Annotated in this window: 14 protein-coding genes; 8 read left to right on the plus strand and 6 right to left on the minus strand. The window is 68.2% G+C overall.

Annotation, left to right across the window (positions count from 1 at the left end):
- Window positions 1-36: 36 nt before the first annotated feature.
- From ACF8LI_RS07120 to ACF8LI_RS07130, 3 genes are all read left to right on the plus strand, one after another.
- Window positions 37-819 carry a putative hydro-lyase gene (locus ACF8LI_RS07120; RefSeq protein WP_046239556.1) on the plus strand — a complete coding sequence of 261 codons (783 nt, stop codon included), beginning with the start codon at window positions 37-39 and terminating at the stop codon, window positions 817-819.
- 233 nt (window positions 820-1052) lie between these two features.
- Window positions 1053-4685, plus strand: a complete 3633-nt coding sequence (locus tag ACF8LI_RS07125) for a hydantoinase B/oxoprolinase family protein (protein WP_392414687.1) — start codon at window positions 1053-1055, stop codon at window positions 4683-4685.
- Between the two features lie 124 nt (window positions 4686-4809).
- Window positions 4810-6099 carry an MFS transporter gene (locus ACF8LI_RS07130; RefSeq protein WP_392414686.1) on the plus strand — a complete coding sequence of 430 codons (1290 nt, stop codon included), beginning with the start codon at window positions 4810-4812 and terminating at the stop codon, window positions 6097-6099.
- A gap of 28 nt (window positions 6100-6127) precedes the next feature.
- On the opposite strand, the gene ACF8LI_RS07135 is transcribed toward ACF8LI_RS07130, so the two are convergent.
- Window positions 6128-6637 (minus strand): DUF1993 family protein, encoded by a 510-nt coding sequence (locus ACF8LI_RS07135; RefSeq protein ID WP_047473888.1) that lies wholly within the window; start codon window positions 6635-6637, stop codon window positions 6128-6130.
- A gap of 116 nt (window positions 6638-6753) precedes the next feature.
- On the opposite strand from ACF8LI_RS07135, the gene hxpB reads away from it, so the two are divergent.
- The 4 genes from hxpB to ACF8LI_RS07155 all read left to right on the plus strand — a co-directional run bounded on the left by hxpB (window position 6754) and on the right by ACF8LI_RS07155 (window position 12156).
- Window positions 6754-7449: a hexitol phosphatase HxpB gene (gene hxpB / locus ACF8LI_RS07140; RefSeq protein ID WP_392414685.1), complete on the plus strand. Its 696-nt coding sequence runs from the start codon at window positions 6754-6756 to the stop codon at window positions 7447-7449.
- A 162-nt stretch (window positions 7450-7611) separates the two neighbouring features.
- The gene (locus tag ACF8LI_RS07145; protein WP_126310652.1) at window positions 7612-8232 is read left to right on the plus strand and encodes an RNA polymerase sigma factor; all 621 of its coding nucleotides are present in this window, start codon (window positions 7612-7614) and stop codon (window positions 8230-8232) included.
- Window positions 8229-9263 carry a FecR family protein gene (locus ACF8LI_RS07150; RefSeq protein WP_392414684.1) on the plus strand — a complete coding sequence of 345 codons (1035 nt, stop codon included), beginning with the start codon at window positions 8229-8231 and terminating at the stop codon, window positions 9261-9263. Before ACF8LI_RS07145 ends, ACF8LI_RS07150 begins: the two co-directional genes overlap by 4 nt.
- A gap of 274 nt (window positions 9264-9537) precedes the next feature.
- Window positions 9538-12156, plus strand: coding sequence for a TonB-dependent siderophore receptor (locus tag ACF8LI_RS07155; protein WP_392414683.1), 2619 nt, complete (start codon window positions 9538-9540; stop codon window positions 12154-12156).
- 196 nt (window positions 12157-12352) lie between these two features.
- Here the strand turns inward: ACF8LI_RS07155 and ACF8LI_RS07160 are convergent, their stop codons facing one another.
- From ACF8LI_RS07160 to ACF8LI_RS07170, 3 genes are all read right to left on the minus strand, one after another.
- Window positions 12353-13435, minus strand: a complete 1083-nt coding sequence (locus ACF8LI_RS07160) for a metallophosphoesterase (protein WP_016447512.1) — start codon at window positions 13433-13435, stop codon at window positions 12353-12355.
- A 95-nt stretch (window positions 13436-13530) separates the two neighbouring features.
- Window positions 13531-14031: a dihydrofolate reductase gene (locus ACF8LI_RS07165; protein WP_017406729.1), complete on the minus strand. Its 501-nt coding sequence runs from the start codon at window positions 14029-14031 to the stop codon at window positions 13531-13533.
- 21 nt (window positions 14032-14052) lie between these two features.
- A complete protein-coding gene (locus tag ACF8LI_RS07170) occupies window positions 14053-14877 on the minus strand; it encodes a thymidylate synthase (protein WP_034400291.1) in 825 nt (274 codons plus the stop codon).
- A gap of 176 nt (window positions 14878-15053) precedes the next feature.
- Between ACF8LI_RS07170 and ACF8LI_RS07175 the strand changes: the two genes are divergently transcribed.
- On the plus strand, window positions 15054-15635 hold the full coding sequence (locus ACF8LI_RS07175) for a hypothetical protein (RefSeq protein WP_046239077.1): 582 nt from the start codon (window positions 15054-15056) through the stop codon (window positions 15633-15635).
- Window positions 15636-15713: 78 nt separating this feature from the next.
- Here ACF8LI_RS07175 and ACF8LI_RS07180 read toward each other — a convergent pair whose 3' ends face one another.
- Window positions 15714-17144, minus strand: coding sequence for an FAD-binding oxidoreductase (locus tag ACF8LI_RS07180; protein ID WP_392414682.1), 1431 nt, complete (start codon window positions 17142-17144; stop codon window positions 15714-15716).
- A gap of 44 nt (window positions 17145-17188) precedes the next feature.
- The gene (locus tag ACF8LI_RS07185) at window positions 17189-17587 is read right to left on the minus strand and encodes a DUF2069 domain-containing protein (RefSeq protein WP_016451330.1); all 399 of its coding nucleotides are present in this window, start codon (window positions 17585-17587) and stop codon (window positions 17189-17191) included.
- Between the last annotated feature and the right edge of the window lie 96 nt (window positions 17588-17683).

The raw sequence follows: 17683 nt of genomic DNA on the forward strand, positions 1-17683 counted from the left end.
CATTGGGAGGCATCTCCACTCAATAGAGGCTCACCCATGACGCACTGGACCCATCCGACCGAGTTCCGACAGGAGGTGCGCGCCGGCCGCTTTCGCGGGCAGACGGCAGGGCAGTGCCCCGGCTACACCCAGGGCAACCTGGCGATATTGCCGCGCGAGTGCAGCGAGGAGTTCCTGCGCTTTGCTCGCCTCAACCCCAAGTCCTGCCCGCTGATCGGCGTGACCGAGCCCGGCAGCAGCCGCGTGCCCGAACTGGGCGATATCGATCTGAAGACCGACCTGCCCTCGTACTGGGTGTTTCGCGATGGTCACAGGGCCGAGCAGGTGAATGACCTCACCGACCTGTGGCGCGACGACCTGGTGGGCTTCGTCATCGGCTGCTCCTATTCCTTCGAGGATGCGCTGCGCGAGGCGGGCGTGCCCGTGCGCCACATCGATGAAGGCCGGGGCGCGCCCATGTTCATCACCGACATTGCCAACGGCCAGGCGGGCCGGTTCGGTGGCCGGATGGTGGTCAGCATGCGGCCCATGACGGCCGCCCAGGCCATCCGTGCGATCCAGGTGACTTCGCGCTTTCCCAGCGTGCATGGGGCGCCCGTGCACCTGGGCGATCCCGCGCAGATAGGCATTGCCGACATCGGCAGGCCGGACTTCGGCGAGCCCATGGCGCTCAGGCCGGGAGAGATTCCCGTGTTCTGGGCCTGCGGCGTGACGCCCCAGCAGGCCATACGCTCGGCGGCCCTGCCATTCGCCATCACGCACGAGCCGGGCCACATGCTGGTGACGGAGTTGCGCAACAGCCATCTGGCCGCGTTCTGACGGCCTGCCTGCCTGGCTTGGGGCCCGCTTCGGCGGGCCTTTTTCTTTGCGTCGCTGGCCGGCAAGGGGCCGCTCCTGTTCAGTTTTCGTGAACAGAGGGGGCGAAAACTTCTCGATGGACGCGGTCCAGGGGCACTTTTAGATTGGACGCCAGTGGTGGGCACCGGCGGAGGGCCGTGCTCCAGGCCACGGTTTTCCTGACTTCAACTTCGAGACAAACGGGTTCCGACACCATGCAAGAACGCTCCACTCCCCATGACAGGCGCTGGCAATTCTGGATAGACCGTGGCGGTACGTTCACCGATGTGGTGGGCAAGCGGCCCGATGGCAGCCTGGTCACGCACAAGCTGCTGTCGGAGAACCCCGAGCAGTACCGGGACGCGGCCGTGGCCGGCATCCGCCACCTGCTGGGCCTCAAGCCCGGCGAGCCGGTCACGCCGGACCTTGTGGAGTGCGTGAAGATGGGCACCACGGTGGCCACCAATGCGCTGCTGGAGCGCAAGGGCGAGCCCACGCTGCTGGTGACCACGCGGGGCTTTCGCGATGCGCTGCGCATCGCCTACCAGAACCGTCCGCGCCTGTTCGACCGCCATATCCAGTTGCCCGAACTGCTCTACAGCGAGGTGGTCGAGGCCGTGGAACGTGTGGATGCCCATGGGAAGGTGCTGCGCGAGCTGGACGGGCTGCACCTGCACACGGCGTTGGCCGCAGCCCATGCGCGCGGCCTGCGCAGCGTGGCCATCGTCTTCATGCATGGCTACCGCCATACGCGGCATGAGCAGATGGCGGCGCGCATTGCGCGGCAGTTGGGTTTCACGCAGGTCAGCACTTCGCACGAGACCAGTCCGCTGATGAAGTTCGTGAGCCGGGGCGATACCACGGTGGTCGATGCCTACCTGTCTCCCATCCTGCGCCGCTATGTGCAGCAGGTGGCTGCAGAGATGCCGGGAGTGCGGCTGTTCTTCATGCAGTCTTGCGGAGGGCTGTCCGACGCGGGCAGTTTTCAGGGCAAGGACGCCATCCTGAGCGGGCCGGCCGGAGGCATCGTGGGCATGGCGCGTACGGCGGGCCTGGCCGGGCACGACAGGGTCATCGGTTTCGACATGGGTGGCACATCCACCGACGTCAGCCACTATGCAGGCGCCTTCGAGCGCGAGTTCGAGACCCAGGTGGCCGGCGTGCGCATGCGCGCGCCGATGATGAGCATCCACACCGTGGCCGCCGGCGGCGGCTCGGTGCTGGCCTATGACGGCTCGCGCTTTCGCGTGGGACCCGAGAGCGCGGGTGCCCATCCCGGCCCGGCGAGCTATCGCCGCGGCGGCCCCCTGGCCGTGACCGATGCGAACGTGATGGTCGGCAAGGTCCAGCCGCGCTACTTTCCCAGCGTGTTCGGGCCTGCCGCCAACGAGCGACTGGACGGCGAGGCCGTGCGTGTCCGCTTCGAGGAACTGGCGCGGCAGACGGGGCGCACTCCCGAGGACGTGGCCGAGGGCTTCATCCGCATCGCCGTGCAGCAGATGGCCAACGCCATCAAGAAGATCAGCGTGGCGCGCGGCTATGACGTCACGCGCTATACGCTGCAGTGCTTCGGCGGCGCGGGCGGCCAGCATGCCTGCCTGGTGGCCGATGCGCTGGGAATGTCCCGCGTGTTCGTGCATCCGCTGGCCGGCGTGCTCAGCGCCTATGGCATGGGCCTGGCGGACCAGACCGTGATCCGCGAGCAGGCCATGGAGCTGGCGCTGACTGCCGAGGCCCTGCCGCTGATCGCCGAATGCCTGGATGCGCTGGGCACGGGCGCGCAGGCGGAGCTGGAGCGCCGGCAGGTCGGCGCAGGCCCTGTGCAGGTGCGGCACAACGTGCATGTGCGCTACGAGGGCTCCGATTCCGCCTTGGTCGTGCCCTTTGGCTCCCTGCCGGGCATTCAGTCGGCTTTCGAGTCGGCCTACCGCCAGCGTTTCGCCTTTCTGATGGCGGGCAAGGGGCTGGTGGTGGAAGCCGTGTCGGTCGAAGCCGTGATTGCGGGCGATGCGCCCGGCGAGCCGCTGCAGCCGGAGCATCCGCCGCGCGAGCATCCGCGCCGCGAAACCGTGCGCATGTACACCGGCGGCGCCTGGCATGGCGCGGCCCTGGTGGTGCGCGATGACCTGCGGCCCGGCGACGTCATTGCCGGCCCGGCCATCATCGCCGAGCGCAACGCCACCACCGTGATCGAACCTGGCTGGTCGGCCAGGCTCACCGGGCTGGATCACCTGGTGCTGGACCGGGTGGTGCCGCGCAAGGTCGAGTACGCGGCCGGCACGACGGTGGACCCTGTGCTGCTGGAGGTCTTCAACAACCTGTTCATGAACATCGCCGAGCAGATGGGCCTGCAGCTGCAGAACACCGCCTATTCGGTGAACATCAAGGAGCGGCTGGATTTCAGCTGCGCGCTGTTCGATGCCCGGGGCCATCTCATCGCCAACGCGCCGCACATGCCCGTCCATCTGGGCTCCATGGGCGAAAGCATCCAGACGGTGATCCGCAGGAACGCCGGGCGCATGGCCCAGGGCGATGTCTATGTGCTCAACGACCCCTACCAGGGTGGCACCCATCTGCCGGACATCACCGTCATCACGCCGGTCCATATCGCCGGCGAGGCATCTCCGACCTTCTACGTCGGCAGCCGGGGCCACCATGCCGATGTGGGTGGCATCACGCCGGGCTCCATGCCGCCGTTTTCCACGCGCATCGAGGAAGAGGGCGTGCAGATCGACAACTTCAAGCTGGTCGATCGCGGCGTGCTGCGCGCCCAGGAGATGGTCGAGCTGCTGCAAAGCGGCGAGTACCCGAGCCGCAACCCGCACCAGAACCTGGCCGACCTGAAGGCCCAGATCGCGGCCAATGAAAAAGGCGTGCAGGAGCTGCGCAAGATGGTGGCCCAGTTCGGCCTGCCCGTGGTGCAGGCCTACATGGGCCATGTGCAGGACAACGCCGAGGAGTCGGTGCGCCGCGTCATCACGCGGCTCAGGAACGGGCAGTTCACGCTGGAACTGGACAACGGCGCGCAGATCCGCGTGGCCGTCACCGTCGATACGGCCGAGCGCAGTGCCGTCATCGATTTCTCGGGCACCAGCGTCCAGCAGACCAACAACTTCAATGCGCCGCGCGCCGTGTGCATGGCGGCCGTGCTCTATGTGTTCCGCACGCTGGTGGACGACGACATCCCGCTCAACGCGGGCTGCCTCAAGCCTTTGAAAGTCATCATCCCCCAGGGCTGCATGCTCAACCCCAACCCGCCCGCTTCGGTGGTCGCGGGCAATGTGGAGACCTCCACCTGCATCACCAACGCGCTGTTCGGCGCGCTGGGCGTGATGGCGGGCAGCCAGCCCACCATGAACAACTTCACCTTCGGCAATGCGCACCACCAGTACTACGAAACCATTGCCGGCGGCAGTGGCGCGGGCGCGGTGCTGGACGCCGAGGGCCGGGTGGAGCGCGGCTTCAACGGCACCAGCGTCGTCCAGACGCACATGACCAATTCGCGCCTGACCGATCCGGAGGTGCTGGAGTTCCGCTTCCCCGTGATGCTGGACAGCTATGAGATCCGCGACGGCTCGGGCGGCGGCGGGCGCTGGCACGGCGGCAACGGCGGCGTGCGGCGCGTGCGCTTCCTGGAGCCCATGACGGCCAGCATCCTGTCCAACGGGCGCCTGAATCCGGCCTTCGGCATGGCAGGTGGCCAGCCGGGGCAGCCGGGCATCAACCGTGTGCTGCGTGCCGATGGCCAGGTCGAGGAACTGGACCACATCGGCGCCGTGCACATGCAGCCGGGCGACATCTTCGAAGTCTGCACGCCGGGGGGCGGCGGCTACGGAACGGCGGCCTGACACGCCGCCAGCAGGGGGCATGGCGCGGGCGGGGGAGGGCCGCCCGGCCAGGCCCGGATCACAACCGATGGAGTGCCATTGAATGCAAGACGCTTCGCGCAGCTGAAGTGCAAGGAGACAACAAATGACAAGCCTTGACAACGCAAGGACCCTGGCCGCAGAGCAGCACCGGGGCCACTGGCTGGGCCAGCTCGAGCCCAAGGAAAAGCGGGCGCTGACGGCCTCGTTCGGCGGCTATGCCGTGGACGCCTTCGACTACTACACGCTGCCCCTGGTCACCCCGATCCTGCTGTCGCTGTGGGGCATGAGCAAGACCGAGGTCGGCCTGATCGGCACCTCGACGCTGGTGGCCTCGGCCATCGGCGGATGGATGGCCGGCATCCTGGCGGACCGCTACGGGCGCGTGCGTGTGCTGCAGTGGACCATCCTCGTATTCGCTCTTTTCACCTTCGCCTGCGGCCTGGCGCAGACACCGGGCCAACTGCTGCTGGCCCGCACGCTGCAGGGCCTGGGCTTTGGCGGCGAGTGGGCCGTGGGCTCGGTGCTGATCGCCGAGACCATACGCCCGGCCTTCAGGGGCAAGGCGGTGGGCCTGGTGCAAAGCAGCTGGTCCATAGGCTGGGGCGCGGCCGTGCTGGTGTCCATGGCGCTGTTCTCGTTTCTGCCGCCCGAGATCTCATGGCGGGCCATGTTCCTGCTGGGCCTGCTGCCGGCCCTGCTGATCCTGTACATACGCCGCACCGTCAAGGACCCCGAGGTCTACCTGAAGACCCGCGCCGCCGTGGGCCGGGGCGAGCGCAGCGGGCACTTCCTGGACATCTTCAAAGGCGGCATGCTCAAGACCACGGTGCTGGCCAGCCTGATGTTCACCGGCATGCAGGGCGGCTACTACGCCATTGCCGTGTGGCTGCCCACCTTCCTGAAGAACGAGCGCCACCTGACGGTGCTGGGCTCGGGCGGCTACCAGTTCATGTTCATCTTCGGCGCCTTTGCAGGCTACCTGTGCGGTGCCTACGCCTCCGACCGGCTGGGCCGGCGCCTGGCCTTCACGCTGTTCGCCATCGGCGCCGGCAGCCTGGCCTATGCCTATACGCTGCTGCCCATCACCGATGCCTGGATGCTGGTGCTGGGCTTTCCGCTGGGCTTTTTCATGTCGGGCATCTTCAGCGGCGCCGGAGCCTTCCTGGCCGAGCTGTTCCCCAACGAACTGCGAGGCTCCGGCCAGGGCTTTTGCTACAACTTCGGCCGCGGCATCGGGGCCACCTTCCCTGCGCTGGTGGGCGTGCTCAGCGACCGGCTGGGACTGTCGCTGGGCATGGCCATCGGCATCTGCGCCACGGCGGGCTACGTGATGGTGGTGTTGTTTGCCATGTGCCTGCCGGAGACGCGAGGCCGGGATCTGGCCGCGCAGTGAAGCGCTGGCCAGACCGGCCCCGGCACGCTCAGTAGCTGCCCATGTAGTCGCGCTTGCCGACCTCGACGCCGTTGTGGCGCAGCAGGGCATAGGCGGTGGTCACATGGAAGAAGAACTGCGGCAGGCCGTAGTGCAGCAGGTAGGCGCTGGCGGTCAGCTTCTTTTCCTTGGGCGTGCCGGGGCGCAGCACGATCTCGCGGGACTCGCTTTGCGCGAACTGCTCGGGTGCGAACGAGCCCACATGGTCCAGCGCCTTGGCGATCAGCGCCTGCAGTTCGGCAAAGCTGGTCTGCGTGTCGGGCCACGAAGGTACCTCGGCGCCGGCCAGGCGCGAGGCGATGCCCTTGGCGAAGTCCGCAGCAATCTGCACCTGGCGCACCAGCGGGAACATGTCGGGGAACAGGCGGGCCTGCAGCAGGGCGTCGGGATCGATGTTCTTCTGCGCGGCGTGTTCCTCGGCCTTTTTGAGCACGTCGGACAGGGCCTTCAGCATCTGCTGCAGGACGGGAATGGAGGCGGTGTACAGGGGGCTGGTCATTGCGGGCTCGCTAAGGATTGTGAAGGGCTGGCAATCGCATGCACCTGCATCCGTCGCCAGCCGGCACAGGCTAACAGCAACTGCTTTCACTTGCCGCCTGCGCTAGCATGCGCGCCATGCAAATCCCTGAAGCCGCTCCCTCGTTCGCGGGCCTTGGCCAGGCCGGATTCGGCGCCGCCATCTTCGACATGGACGGCCTGCTCATAGACTCCGAGCCCTTCTGGAAGCGTGCCGAGCGCGAGTCCTTTGCCGAGGTCGGCATCGACATCACGGCCGAGATGTCCCGCGTGACGGCGCCCATGACCACGGCGCAGGTTGCCGCGCACTGGTATGCCCACCGGCCCTGGCAGGGGCCCAGCCAGCGCGAGCTGGAGAGCCGCGTGGTCGCGCGCGTGGCGGCCCTGGTCAGCGCGCATGGACAGGCCCTGCCCGGCGTGCGCGAAACACTGGGCGCCTGCCGCGCCCTGGGCTGGCGCGTGGCGCTGGCTTCGAACTCTCCTTTGTCTTTGTGCCACCACACCCTGGATGCGCTGGGCCTGCGGCCGGCGTTCGACGCCATCGTCTCGGCCGAGCAGGTGGTGCGCGGCAAGCCCGCGCCCGACATCTACCACTTCGCGGCGCAAAGCCTGGGCGTGCCGGCCGGGCGCTGCCTGGTGTTCGAGGACTCGGTCTCGGGAACACATGCGGCGCGGCAGGCCGGCATGACCGTCATCGCCGTGCCGTCCGAGGACCAGTGCTTCGACGGGGCGCAGCCTGCGCCGCACTGGGTGGTGCCCACGCTGGTGGCGCTGCATGGGGCAGCGGGCCGGTAAGGCATCCGCAGCACCCGCATCGCATGGCGCGTGCCGGCCGCAAGGGTGTTGATGAGAACCATTCTCAGTACAATCGCCGCCCGTGCCGTCCTTCTTCGTCCTGTCCGTTTCCCATGCTGGCCTGCCTGCCCGCGTCCAGACCGCCGTGCCGGGAGCCTGCCCGTGAGCGCGCGCGTGCCTGGCGCGGACGATGATGCCGCCCCCTCCCTGCTGGCCCGCGTGTATGCACGCTGGCACCAGCCTCTGCGCCGCCTGCTGGGTCGGCAGATGCGCAACCGCGAGGATGCCGAGGATGCGGTGCAGGAGGTCTTCGTGCGCTATGCGGCCTCGGGCAAGGCCCTGCCGCCCGAGGAGCAGGAACCCTATCTGCGCGTGATTGCCCGCCATGTCTCGCACGATGCCTGGCGCCGCTCGGCGGGTGCGCCGGGGCGCGAATCGGTCTCGCTGGATGAACACATGGAACTGGCGCAGCAACTGCCGGCCGGCGAGGGGTCGGACCCCCTTCAGGCGGCGCACCACCGCGAGCGCCTGGGCCGGCTGGAGCAGGCCATGGCCGAGCTGCCCGAGCGCCGCCGCGAGGCCTTCGTGCTGCACAGCATCGACGGGCTCACGCAGACCGAGGTGGCGCAGCGCATGGGCATTACGCGCCGCATGGTGCACAACCATGTGACGCTGGCCATGGCCTATTGCGAGCTGCGCGTGCAGTACGGCAGCGCCGAAGACATGCGCCTGATGCAGGGCCTGCTGGCGCAGGCCGCGACGGACGGGGAGGGCCGGGAATGACGCTGACCCCGCAACGCCTGCAATTGCATGCCCGCGCCGCCGACTACTTCGCCCGCCGCCGCGAAGCCGACTGGACCGGCGCCGACGAGCGCGAACTCGACGCCTGGCTGGCCGCCGACCCGCAGCACCGCAGCATCTTCGAGAGCCTGGGTCGCACGGTGCTGGACCTGCAGCAGTTGCCCAGGCCGGCGCTGGCCTGCGACGCGGCTGCTGCGCCGCAAGCCAGGGCGAGCGGGCCGCGTGCGCAGACACAGGCCCACTTGCCCGCGCCGGCACGTCAGCGCACACGCCGCGGCCTGATGCCTGCATTGCTGTCGGTGGCTCTGGTCACGACGCTGGCCCTGGGCGGGGGCTGGTATGCCTGGGACAACCACGCAAGCCATGTGATCGAGATGGCCACCGGCCCCGGCGAGGTGCGCGAGGCCGAACTGCCCGATGGCACGCGGGTCACGCTGAATTTTTCCTCCAGGCTGCAGGTGCGCTACTACCCGCGCCGCCGCGAGACGGTGCTGGATCAGGGCGAGGCCTTCTTCCAGGTCGCCGCCGACCGCTCGCGGCCCTTCACCGTGGACAGCGGCGCCAGCCAGGTCCGCGTGGTGGGCACGGCCTTCAATGTGCGCGCCGGGCCGCCCGCGCTGGTGGTCAAGGTGCTGGAGGGCAAAGTGGAACTGCGTCCCGACCGCCATGCTGCGGACGGCAGGCGCCTGCTGCTGGGCGCGGGTACCGGCATGTCCGTCGATGCCCGCGACGGCACGCAGCATCCGCTGGCGGCCGGCGCGGACACGGTGGGCGACTGGCGCAGCGGCCAGATGGTGTTCCAGCAGGCGCCGCTGACCCAGGTGGCAGCCGATCTGGCCCGCTACCTGGGCCGGCCCGTACGGGTGGATGGCGATGCGCGGCTGGCCGCGCTGTCCGTGTCCGGCGTGGCGCTGACCGGCAAGCCCGAGGTGTTTCTGCGCTCGCTGCCGCACTTGTTGCCGGTGCGTGTGCAGGGCGATGCGCAAGGCGGCTGGCGGATCTCGGCGCACTGAGTGCTCTTTCTCTTCTTTTTGTAAATAAATGTAAATTACCCGTTTTCCTGGTTTCGCCACATTCCCACTTTGGCGCGAAGGCGGGTTTTACCTTCATGGAGAGCGGGCTTTCTCGCCTCCATGGTTGCCAGCCAGGCCGCTGCCCAGTGCACAGCTCAGCCAACAACCGCGACGGCCGCGCACGCGCGTGGCGGGTGGACGCTCAACTGTCTGCCTGCCACCCACCGCGCACACCGCGACAGCGGGCAATGGACACAGTGCAGCAGGAGCAGGGATGCAAGCAGGAAAAGAACACGGCAGCGCCGCCATGGGCGCGTGCATTTGGGGAGGAGAGTTTCAGCACAGGGGCAGGCCATGGCGGCGGGCAAGGATGCCGTCGCTGGTGGCCGCAGCCCTGGTTGCGCTGGCGCAGCCGGCGGTGCAGGCGCAGCAGCCATCGTCCGTGCAGGCGGGGCAGGCGGGCCAGGCAGGGGAGCTGGCCTTCAGCATTGCGCCCCAGCCGCTGGCCGGCGCGCTGCGCCAGTTCACGCAGCAGGCCCAGCACCAGGTGCTGTTCGATCCGCAGATCGTTGCAGGCCGCACTTCGCCGGCCTTGCAGGGCCGCTTCACGCCGCGCCAGGCGCTGGACCGGCTGCTGGCCGGCACCGGCGTGACCGTGATCGACGCCGTACCGGGCGCCTACACGCTGAAGGCACCGGCCAGGGAGCCGTCGCCGGCAGCCGATGCTGCGCTGGGCACGGTGCTGGTCACGGCCCAGGCGCACGCTGGCGATACCACGGAGGGTTCGGGCTCCTATGCGGCCTCGCGCGTGTCGCTGGGCAAGGGGCAGAGCGTGCGCGAGACGCCGCAGTCCATCTCCGTGGTCACGCGCCAGCGCATCGAGGACCAGGGCCTGGTCTCCGTGGGCGACGTGATGCAGCAGACCACGGGCGTGACGGTGGACTACGCGGGCTCGGGTGGCCTGGGCGGCACGGCCAACAGCTTTTATGCGCGGGGCTTCCAGATCAGCAATGTCCAGATCGACGGAGCGGCGGTGGACGCCTTCAGCCAGGGCACCTTCGACCCCAACATGGCCATGTACGACAGCGTGCAGGTGATCCGCGGCGCGGACGGCCTGTACAGCGGCAATGGCGAGCCCGGCGGCTCCATCAACCTGGTGAGAAAGCGCCCCACGGCACAGCCGCAGGTGCTGGCCTCGGCCTCGGTGGGCAGCTGGAACCAGCGCCGTGCCGAACTTGATGTGGCGGGCCCGCTGGCCGCCGATGGCCGGGTGCGCGGCCGCGCCGTGCTGGCGCACAGCGACCGCGAGTTCTTCTATGACTACGCCGATGCGCGCAACACCTTGCTCTACGGCATCGTGGAAGCCGATCTCACGCCTGCGACCAAGCTGACCCTGGGCGGTAGCTACGACAAGTCGGCCAGCCTGCCCTGGCGCAGCGGCCTGCCGCGCGCGGCCAATGGCGACGATCTGCACCTGCCGCGCAGCACGGCGCTGATGGCCGGCTGGGGCCACTACGACAGAACCAACAAGGAACTGTTTGCGCAGCTGGAGCAACGGCTGCAAGGCGACTGGCGCGTCCGAGCCCATGCCAACTACGTCAAGGTCGACAGCGACAGCCGTCTGGCGGACATGTCCGGGGCGGTGGACCCCTCGACCGGCCTGGGCGCGGCGCTCAGCGGGTTCTCCAACGATTTCTATTCCACCAAGAAGGCGCTGGATGCCAACGTCAGCGGAACGTTCTCCCTGCTGGGGCGCAGGCACCGGCTGCTTTTGGGCGCGGACTGGGTCAAGATCCGCGACACGCAGGACACCTTTCTCTCCGAGGTGGATACGCCGGCGGGGGGGATCAGTGTGTTCGGCTTCGACCCGGGCGCCATTCCCCTGCCCAGCTTCGTCTGGAAGACGCGCAGCTTCGCGGGCTATGGCGCCACGCAGAAAGGCCTGTACGGCCGGCTCAACCTGAGCCTGACGGACCGCCTGACCGCCATCGTCGGCGCGCGCCGTGCCAGCTACGACACGCAGACGCCCTGGCTGCGCTTCGACCGGGCCGGCAATCTCACCAGCCGCATCGTGTCGTCCTATGGCGAGAGCGGCATCTTCACGCCCTACGGTGGCCTGGTCTACGACATCGACGACCGCTGGACGGCCTACGGCAGCGTCGCCGAGATCCACAAGTCCCAGGCCGACAAGCTGGGCGGGCCCTTTCCCGGCACGCCGCTGGACCCCATCAAGGGCCGCAATTTCGAGCTGGGCGCCAAGGGCGAGTTCAACGAGGGCCGGCTGATGGCCTCCATGGCCCTGTACCGCATAGAGCGCAATGGCGAGGCCGTGGCCGATCCCTCCTATCCCAACACCGACATCGGCGACGCGGGCCTGAACTGCTGCTGGCTGAGCAAGGGCAAGGTGGTCAGCCAGGGCGTGGAAGGCGAGATCTCGGGCGAGCTGGCGCGCGGCTGGCAGCTGTTTGCCGGCTACACCTTCAACCGCAACCACAACAAGACGCCGGGCATCGAAGGCATCTACCACTCCGTCACGCCCAAGCATCTGTTCAAGCTGTGGAGCACCTACCGCCTGCCCGGCGAGCTGTCGCAATGGACGATTGGCGGCGGCGCCAATATCCAGAGCGCGCATTTCGTGAGCGGCTCGGCCAATGCCTTCAATCCTGACACGGGCAAGTTCGACGGCGCGGCCGTGCCCTTCAAGTTCAGCCAGGGCGGCTATGCCGTGTGGAATGCCAGCGTGCAGTACCGCATCAACCGCAACTGGCAGGCCGTGCTCAACCTGAACAACCTGTTCGACAAGGTCTACTACCGCACAGTGGGCACCAGCGGCGGCAACAACTGGTATGGCGAGCCTCGCAATGTGATGCTGACGCTGCGCGGAACGTTCTGAGGCACTCCTGAGCGGCTGCGCCGCTTCCCCCTCTCTTCGGAGGGGGGCGGACACCCTCTGGGCGTGGCGCCCAACGCCAGCAACCTGCTGGACAGGCGCTGCTACCTGCCTTCGTTCAACACGGTGTCGGGCAACAACTGCTACGGCGCACCGCGCTCGCTGCTGCTGACGCTAAGCGCCGCGTATCTGGCGCGTGCTATGCGGCAGCGGCCGCCGCAACGCCGAACTCCTCGCTGTCCGCCTGGGCACCGTCGTCGAACACCAGGCGGCGCTCAGGCCAGCGCATGGCGGCAAGCTTGAAGCGCTGCTGCGGGTCCTCGCCCGCCAGGCGGGCATTCCAGCGGCCACCGACCGAGTAGTCCACGCAAAACACATTGCCGCGCCGGCCGTGCCAGGACAGTGGGCCCGTCTGGCCGAACAGGTTCTCGGCCTGGGCGCCGTGGAAGGACGGGCCGCCGCGATTCAGGCGCCGCCAGTAGTGGCCCACGACCACGGCCTGGGCATCCTCATATTCGTTCCACCAGGCCACGCGCTCGACGAAGCGCCACTTGCCGCCCGCGTAGAAGGGATTGCGGCATTCGCGCTCCACGCCCGAGGTCAGCACCTTCAGCGGATTGACCATGGCCTTGGCCAGTTCGCTCTCGCTGTGCGCGGGCAGGAAGGGCGGCAGCCAGTTGCGGTCTTCCAGGTCATGCGGCCATTGCCGGCGCTCGGCGCGCATGCGTTCGGCCACCTTGTTGACCTGGGCCTGCTGGGCGGCCACGGCCTCGAAGTGGTCATAGGCGCTGCGCGCGCTGCCTGGCGGCAGCTCGCGCGCCATGGCGATCTGCTGCGGGCGCCAGGCCGCGTGGACCACGCGCAGGTCCTCGCGCTCCATGGCAATGGGCAGCCGCTCCAGCAAGGCCAGGGTGTCGGGGATATCGCACAGCGGCATGCGTGCGAACGGGGCGTACTTGGGTGTGTCGGAGGCCACGCGGCTGTCGAAGAACCAGCCGGAGCCGTCCTTGGCATCCTCGCGCAGCAGGTTGATTTCGTGGTTGCCGAGCACGGCCAGCGCATGGCCCGACTCCAGCATGGGCACCACGCGGGCCAGCACGCCCGGGCTGTCGGGACCCCGGTCGCAGAAGTCGCCCACGAAGACCAGGCGCCTGCCCTGGGGGTGGCGGCCCAGCGCGTCGTAGCCCAGGTGCCCCAGCAGATGCTCCAGCGCTTCGGCTTCGCCATGGATGTCGCCGACGATGTCGAGCGGACCGGGGGGCAGGGGCTGGACGAGGCTCATGGCGGAAAGATGCAAAAGACGGCGCAGGCTTGGAAAACCGACATTATTTGCACAGACCCGCCGTGCCCGCCAGACCCGTTTGCGACAGGACCGTGTCAGCGCCGTTGCAGGCGCACAAAGCTGTAGGGCAGGCCATTGGCTGCCACATGGCGGCTGCGCGAGGCCTCCTGCCACTCGGGGCCCGGCGTGGGCGCGAAGGCGTCGCCTTCGTAGTCGCGTTCGATTTCAGTCACCTCGATGCTGTCGGCCAGCGGCAGGGCCTGGGCGTAGATCTGGGCACCGCCCATGACCCACACGTCGGCGGATGCCTGGCGGCCCAGCGCCAGGGCCTGCTCCAGGCTGGTGGCATGCAGCACGCCGGGGGCGGCTGGCTCGGGTGCCCAGTCCGCCTGGCGCGTGACCACGATGTTGGTGCGCCCGGGCAGCGGCCTGAAGCGGGCCGGCAGCGAGTCCCAGGTCTTGCGGCCCATGACCACGGCCGAGCCCTGGGTCAATTGCTTGAAGTGCGCCAGGTCCTCGGGCAGGTGCCAGGGCATGGCATTGTCCTTGCCGATGACGCCGTTGGCGGCGCGTGCGTAGATGAGATGGATGGCCATCGGGCGGGTCTTTCTGCTGCCTCAGACGGCCACGGGGGCCTTGATGGGCTCGTGGTGCTGGTAGCCGACGACCTCGAAGTCCTCGTACTCGTAGCCGAAGATGGAGTCGGGCCGGCGCTTGATCTGCAGCGTCGGGTAGGCGAAGGGCTGGCGCGCCAGCTGGGTCTCGACCTGGGTGAAGTGGTTGTTGTAGATGTGGCAGTCGCCACCGGTCCAGACGAAGTCGCCCACCTCCAGGTCGCATTGCTGGGCCAGCATGTGGGTCAGCAGCGCGTAGCTGGCGATGTTGAAGGGAACGCCCAGGAAGATGTCCGCGCTGCGCTGGTACAGCTGGCAGCTGAGCTTGCCGTCGGCCACGTAGAACTGGAAGAAGGCGTGGCAGGGCATGAGCGCCATCTGCGGCAGGTCGGCCACGTTCCAGGCGCTGACGATGATGCGGCGGCTGTCCGGGTTGCTCTTGAGCTGCTTGACCACTTCGGCGATCTGGTCGATGTGGCCGCCGTCCGGCGTCGGCCAGTTGCGCCATTGCACGCCATAGACCGGGCCCAGGTCGCCGTCCTCGCGGGCCCATTCGTCCCAGATGGTGCAGCCGCGCTCCTGCAGCCAGCGCACATTGCTGTCGCCGCGCAGGAACCACAGCAGTTCCAGGATGATGGACTTGAGGTGCACCTTCTTGGTGGTGACCAGCGGAAAGCCTTCGGACAGGTCGAAGCGCATCTGGTGGCCGAACACGCTGCGCGTGCCCGTGCCGGTACGGTCGGTCTTGGACACGCCGTGCTCGTACACATGGCGCATGAAATCTTCGTACTGGGAGCGGGCTGGGCGGGGCGCTGGAGTCGTGTTCATCTTCCGGATTATCCCTTGATGAATACGGCGCCTTGTCCGACGGTATCCATGCCCCTTGAAACAAGGTCTGGCGCCCCGGGTGCGAAAATGCCCGCAGACTGGTGCCGGTGCATTGCCCAGGCTTTCGCACCGGCGTCACCGCTTTTTTCGCATCCGCTTTGACAAGGAGCTTGCGCATGTCTTCCATGCTCTCCCCCTGGCAGGCCGCCGTTGCATTGGGTGTCGCCATGCTGGCGCTGACAGCCTGCGATCCGCGTTCTCCCTCCGTCCCGACTCCCAAGGCCGCGCAGTCCGTCGCACTCGATGTGGCTGCGCCAGCTCCGGAATTGGTGCTGGCGTTTCCCGCGCGCACGCGCATGCCCTCCACCGCCAAGGCGGGGGAGCCCGGCCTGGACAGCCTGGCCGAGTACCTGGGCAAGTACCCCTATGACGGCACCAACTACCTGGAGCAGGGCGTGCTGGCCGACCGGCTCAAGGCGCTGCTGGGCACCAGCTACCCGACCCTGCTGAGCAATATGCGTACCGTGGGCCCGCTGACCAAGGAAGGAGATGTCTGGAGCATCGTCGGCCTGCGCCCGCACCAGGGCGGCGAGGAAATGGGCGCCATCGTGATCGATCCCGCCCGCAATGCCCTGCGCGTGTGGCTGCTCACCGGCGGCAAACAGTCCGACTTCTCCGATGCGGCCGGCGCCGATATCGCCTGGCCCGAACAGGTCAACAAGACGATGGCCAATATCGAGGCCAAACCGGTTTCCTGACAAGGCAGGCACGGGCCGCTCCTGGCTCAGGACGGCGCGTGCAAACCCGGCGCTGCCCCAGAAGGGGCGGCGTTGCGCTCAGGAGGCTTGCCTTGGCAGGATGCAGCCCGGGTTCATCAGTCCCTGCGGGTCCAGCGCCTGCTTGATGGCGCGCATCATGCCCAGCGCCACGGGGGACTGGTACTTCTGCAGCTTGTCCACCTTGAGCGCACCCACGCCGTGCTCGGCCGAGAACGAGCCGCCGAATTCGGCCACGGCTTCATAGACGAGGTGGTTGACCAGGTGCTCTCGCTCGTTGAGGAAGGCCTTGGCGTCACCGCCCTCGGGCGCCTGCACGTTGTAGTGCAGGTTGCCGTCGCCCAGGTGGCCGAAGTTGACCAGGCGCACGCCAGGGATCTCGCGCTGCAGCACGGCATCGGTGTGCTCGACGAAGGCGGGGATGCGCGATGCGGCGATGGAGATGTCGTGCTTGATGTTCAGGCCTTCCTCGGCCTGGGCCAGCGGAATGCTTTCGCGGATGTGCCACAGCTCATGGGCCTGCGACAGGCTTTCGGCCACCACGGCGTCGAGCACGCAGCCGTCCTCGAAGGCCAGCTCCAGCAGCGCCTCGAAACGCTCGCGCGCATGCTGCTCGGACTCGCTGTCCGAATTCTCGACCAGCACGTAGTAGGGCGGCGCGCCGATCAGCCCGGCAAAGGGCACGCGCAGCTGGGGCATGTGCTTGATCACCAGCGACAGCGCGAACTGGCCCATGACCTCGAAGCCCGTCAGGCCCGCGCCCAGGTACTGGTGCGCCATGCCCAGCAGGCGCACGGCCGCTTCCATGGAGGGCACGGCGGCGAAGGCCGTGAGCTGGGCCGCAGGCTGGGGGAACAGCTTCATGGTGGCGGCGGTGATGATGCCCAGCGTGCCTTCGCTGCCGATGAACAGGTCGCGCAGGTCGTAGCCGGTGTTGTCCTTGCGCAGGCCCTTGAGGCCGTCCCAGACCTCGCCCTGCGGGGTGACCACTTCCAGGCCCAGGCACAGCTCGCGCGTGTTGCCGTAGCGCACCACCTGGGTGCCGCCCGCGTTCGTTCCCAGGTTGCCGCCAATGGTGCAGCTGCCTTCGGCGGCCAGCGACAGCGGGAACAGCAGGCCCTCTTTCTCGGCAAGCTCCTGCAGGCTTTGCAGGATGCAGCCGGCCTCGACGGTGAAGCTCAGGTTGTCGCGGTCGATGTGGCGCACGGCATTCATGCGCGTGAGGCTGAGCACGACCTGCGTGCCGCTGTCGTCCGGCGTGGAGCCCACCGACAGGCCGGTGTTTCCGCCCTGCGGGATGATGCTGGTGCCTGCGGCCGCGCATTCGCGCACCACGGCAGCCACCTCGGCCGTGCTGGCCGGGCGTACCACGGCCAGGGACTTGCCGCGCACGCGGCGGCGCCAGTCCTGTTCATAGGCGACGAGGTCGCCCTCGGTGAGGACATGGGCTTCGCCGACGATCTGGCGCAGGCGTTCAAGCAGTGCAGTCATGTTGCAACTTCTTTCAAAGACGTGAAGGCATGAAAACGGGGGGCTCAGCCGCCGGCCGCCTGGGCCGCGCGGCGCGCGCTGCGCTGGCGCCAGCGCACATGCAGGGCGCAGGCGGTGAACAGCATCAGGCACAGGAAAACTTCGAGCAGCGCCAGCCAGCGGCCGGGCGCCGGGTCGCTCCAGGCGCGCACCACGCCCTCGGTGAAATAGATCCACACCAGCAGGCTGACCCAGCGGTAGGTGTACATGCGGTGCTTGAGCAAGCCGATCAGCGGAATCGCCAGCGGCAGGGCCTTGAGCACAAGCCAGGAGCCCCCGGGCCGCATGGGCGCCAGCCACAGTTCCCAGGCCAGGCTCAGCACGATCAGGCCCATGAGGCTGGAGACCGCCAGCCAGCGGGTGGCGGCGACATCGGCGCCGGGGCGAGAAATGGAATCAGTCATCGGGGTGGCATCATATCGGCCATGGTCTTGACCTTTGAACATGTGATTGCTTGGATGGCCGCGCCCGCTGCAGACATGCGCCTTGCGGCGGAGATG

Source organism: Delftia sp. WSY_12 (genome assembly GCF_043104645.1).
Classification (GTDB): domain Bacteria; phylum Pseudomonadota; class Gammaproteobacteria; order Burkholderiales; family Burkholderiaceae_C; genus Comamonas; species Comamonas tsuruhatensis.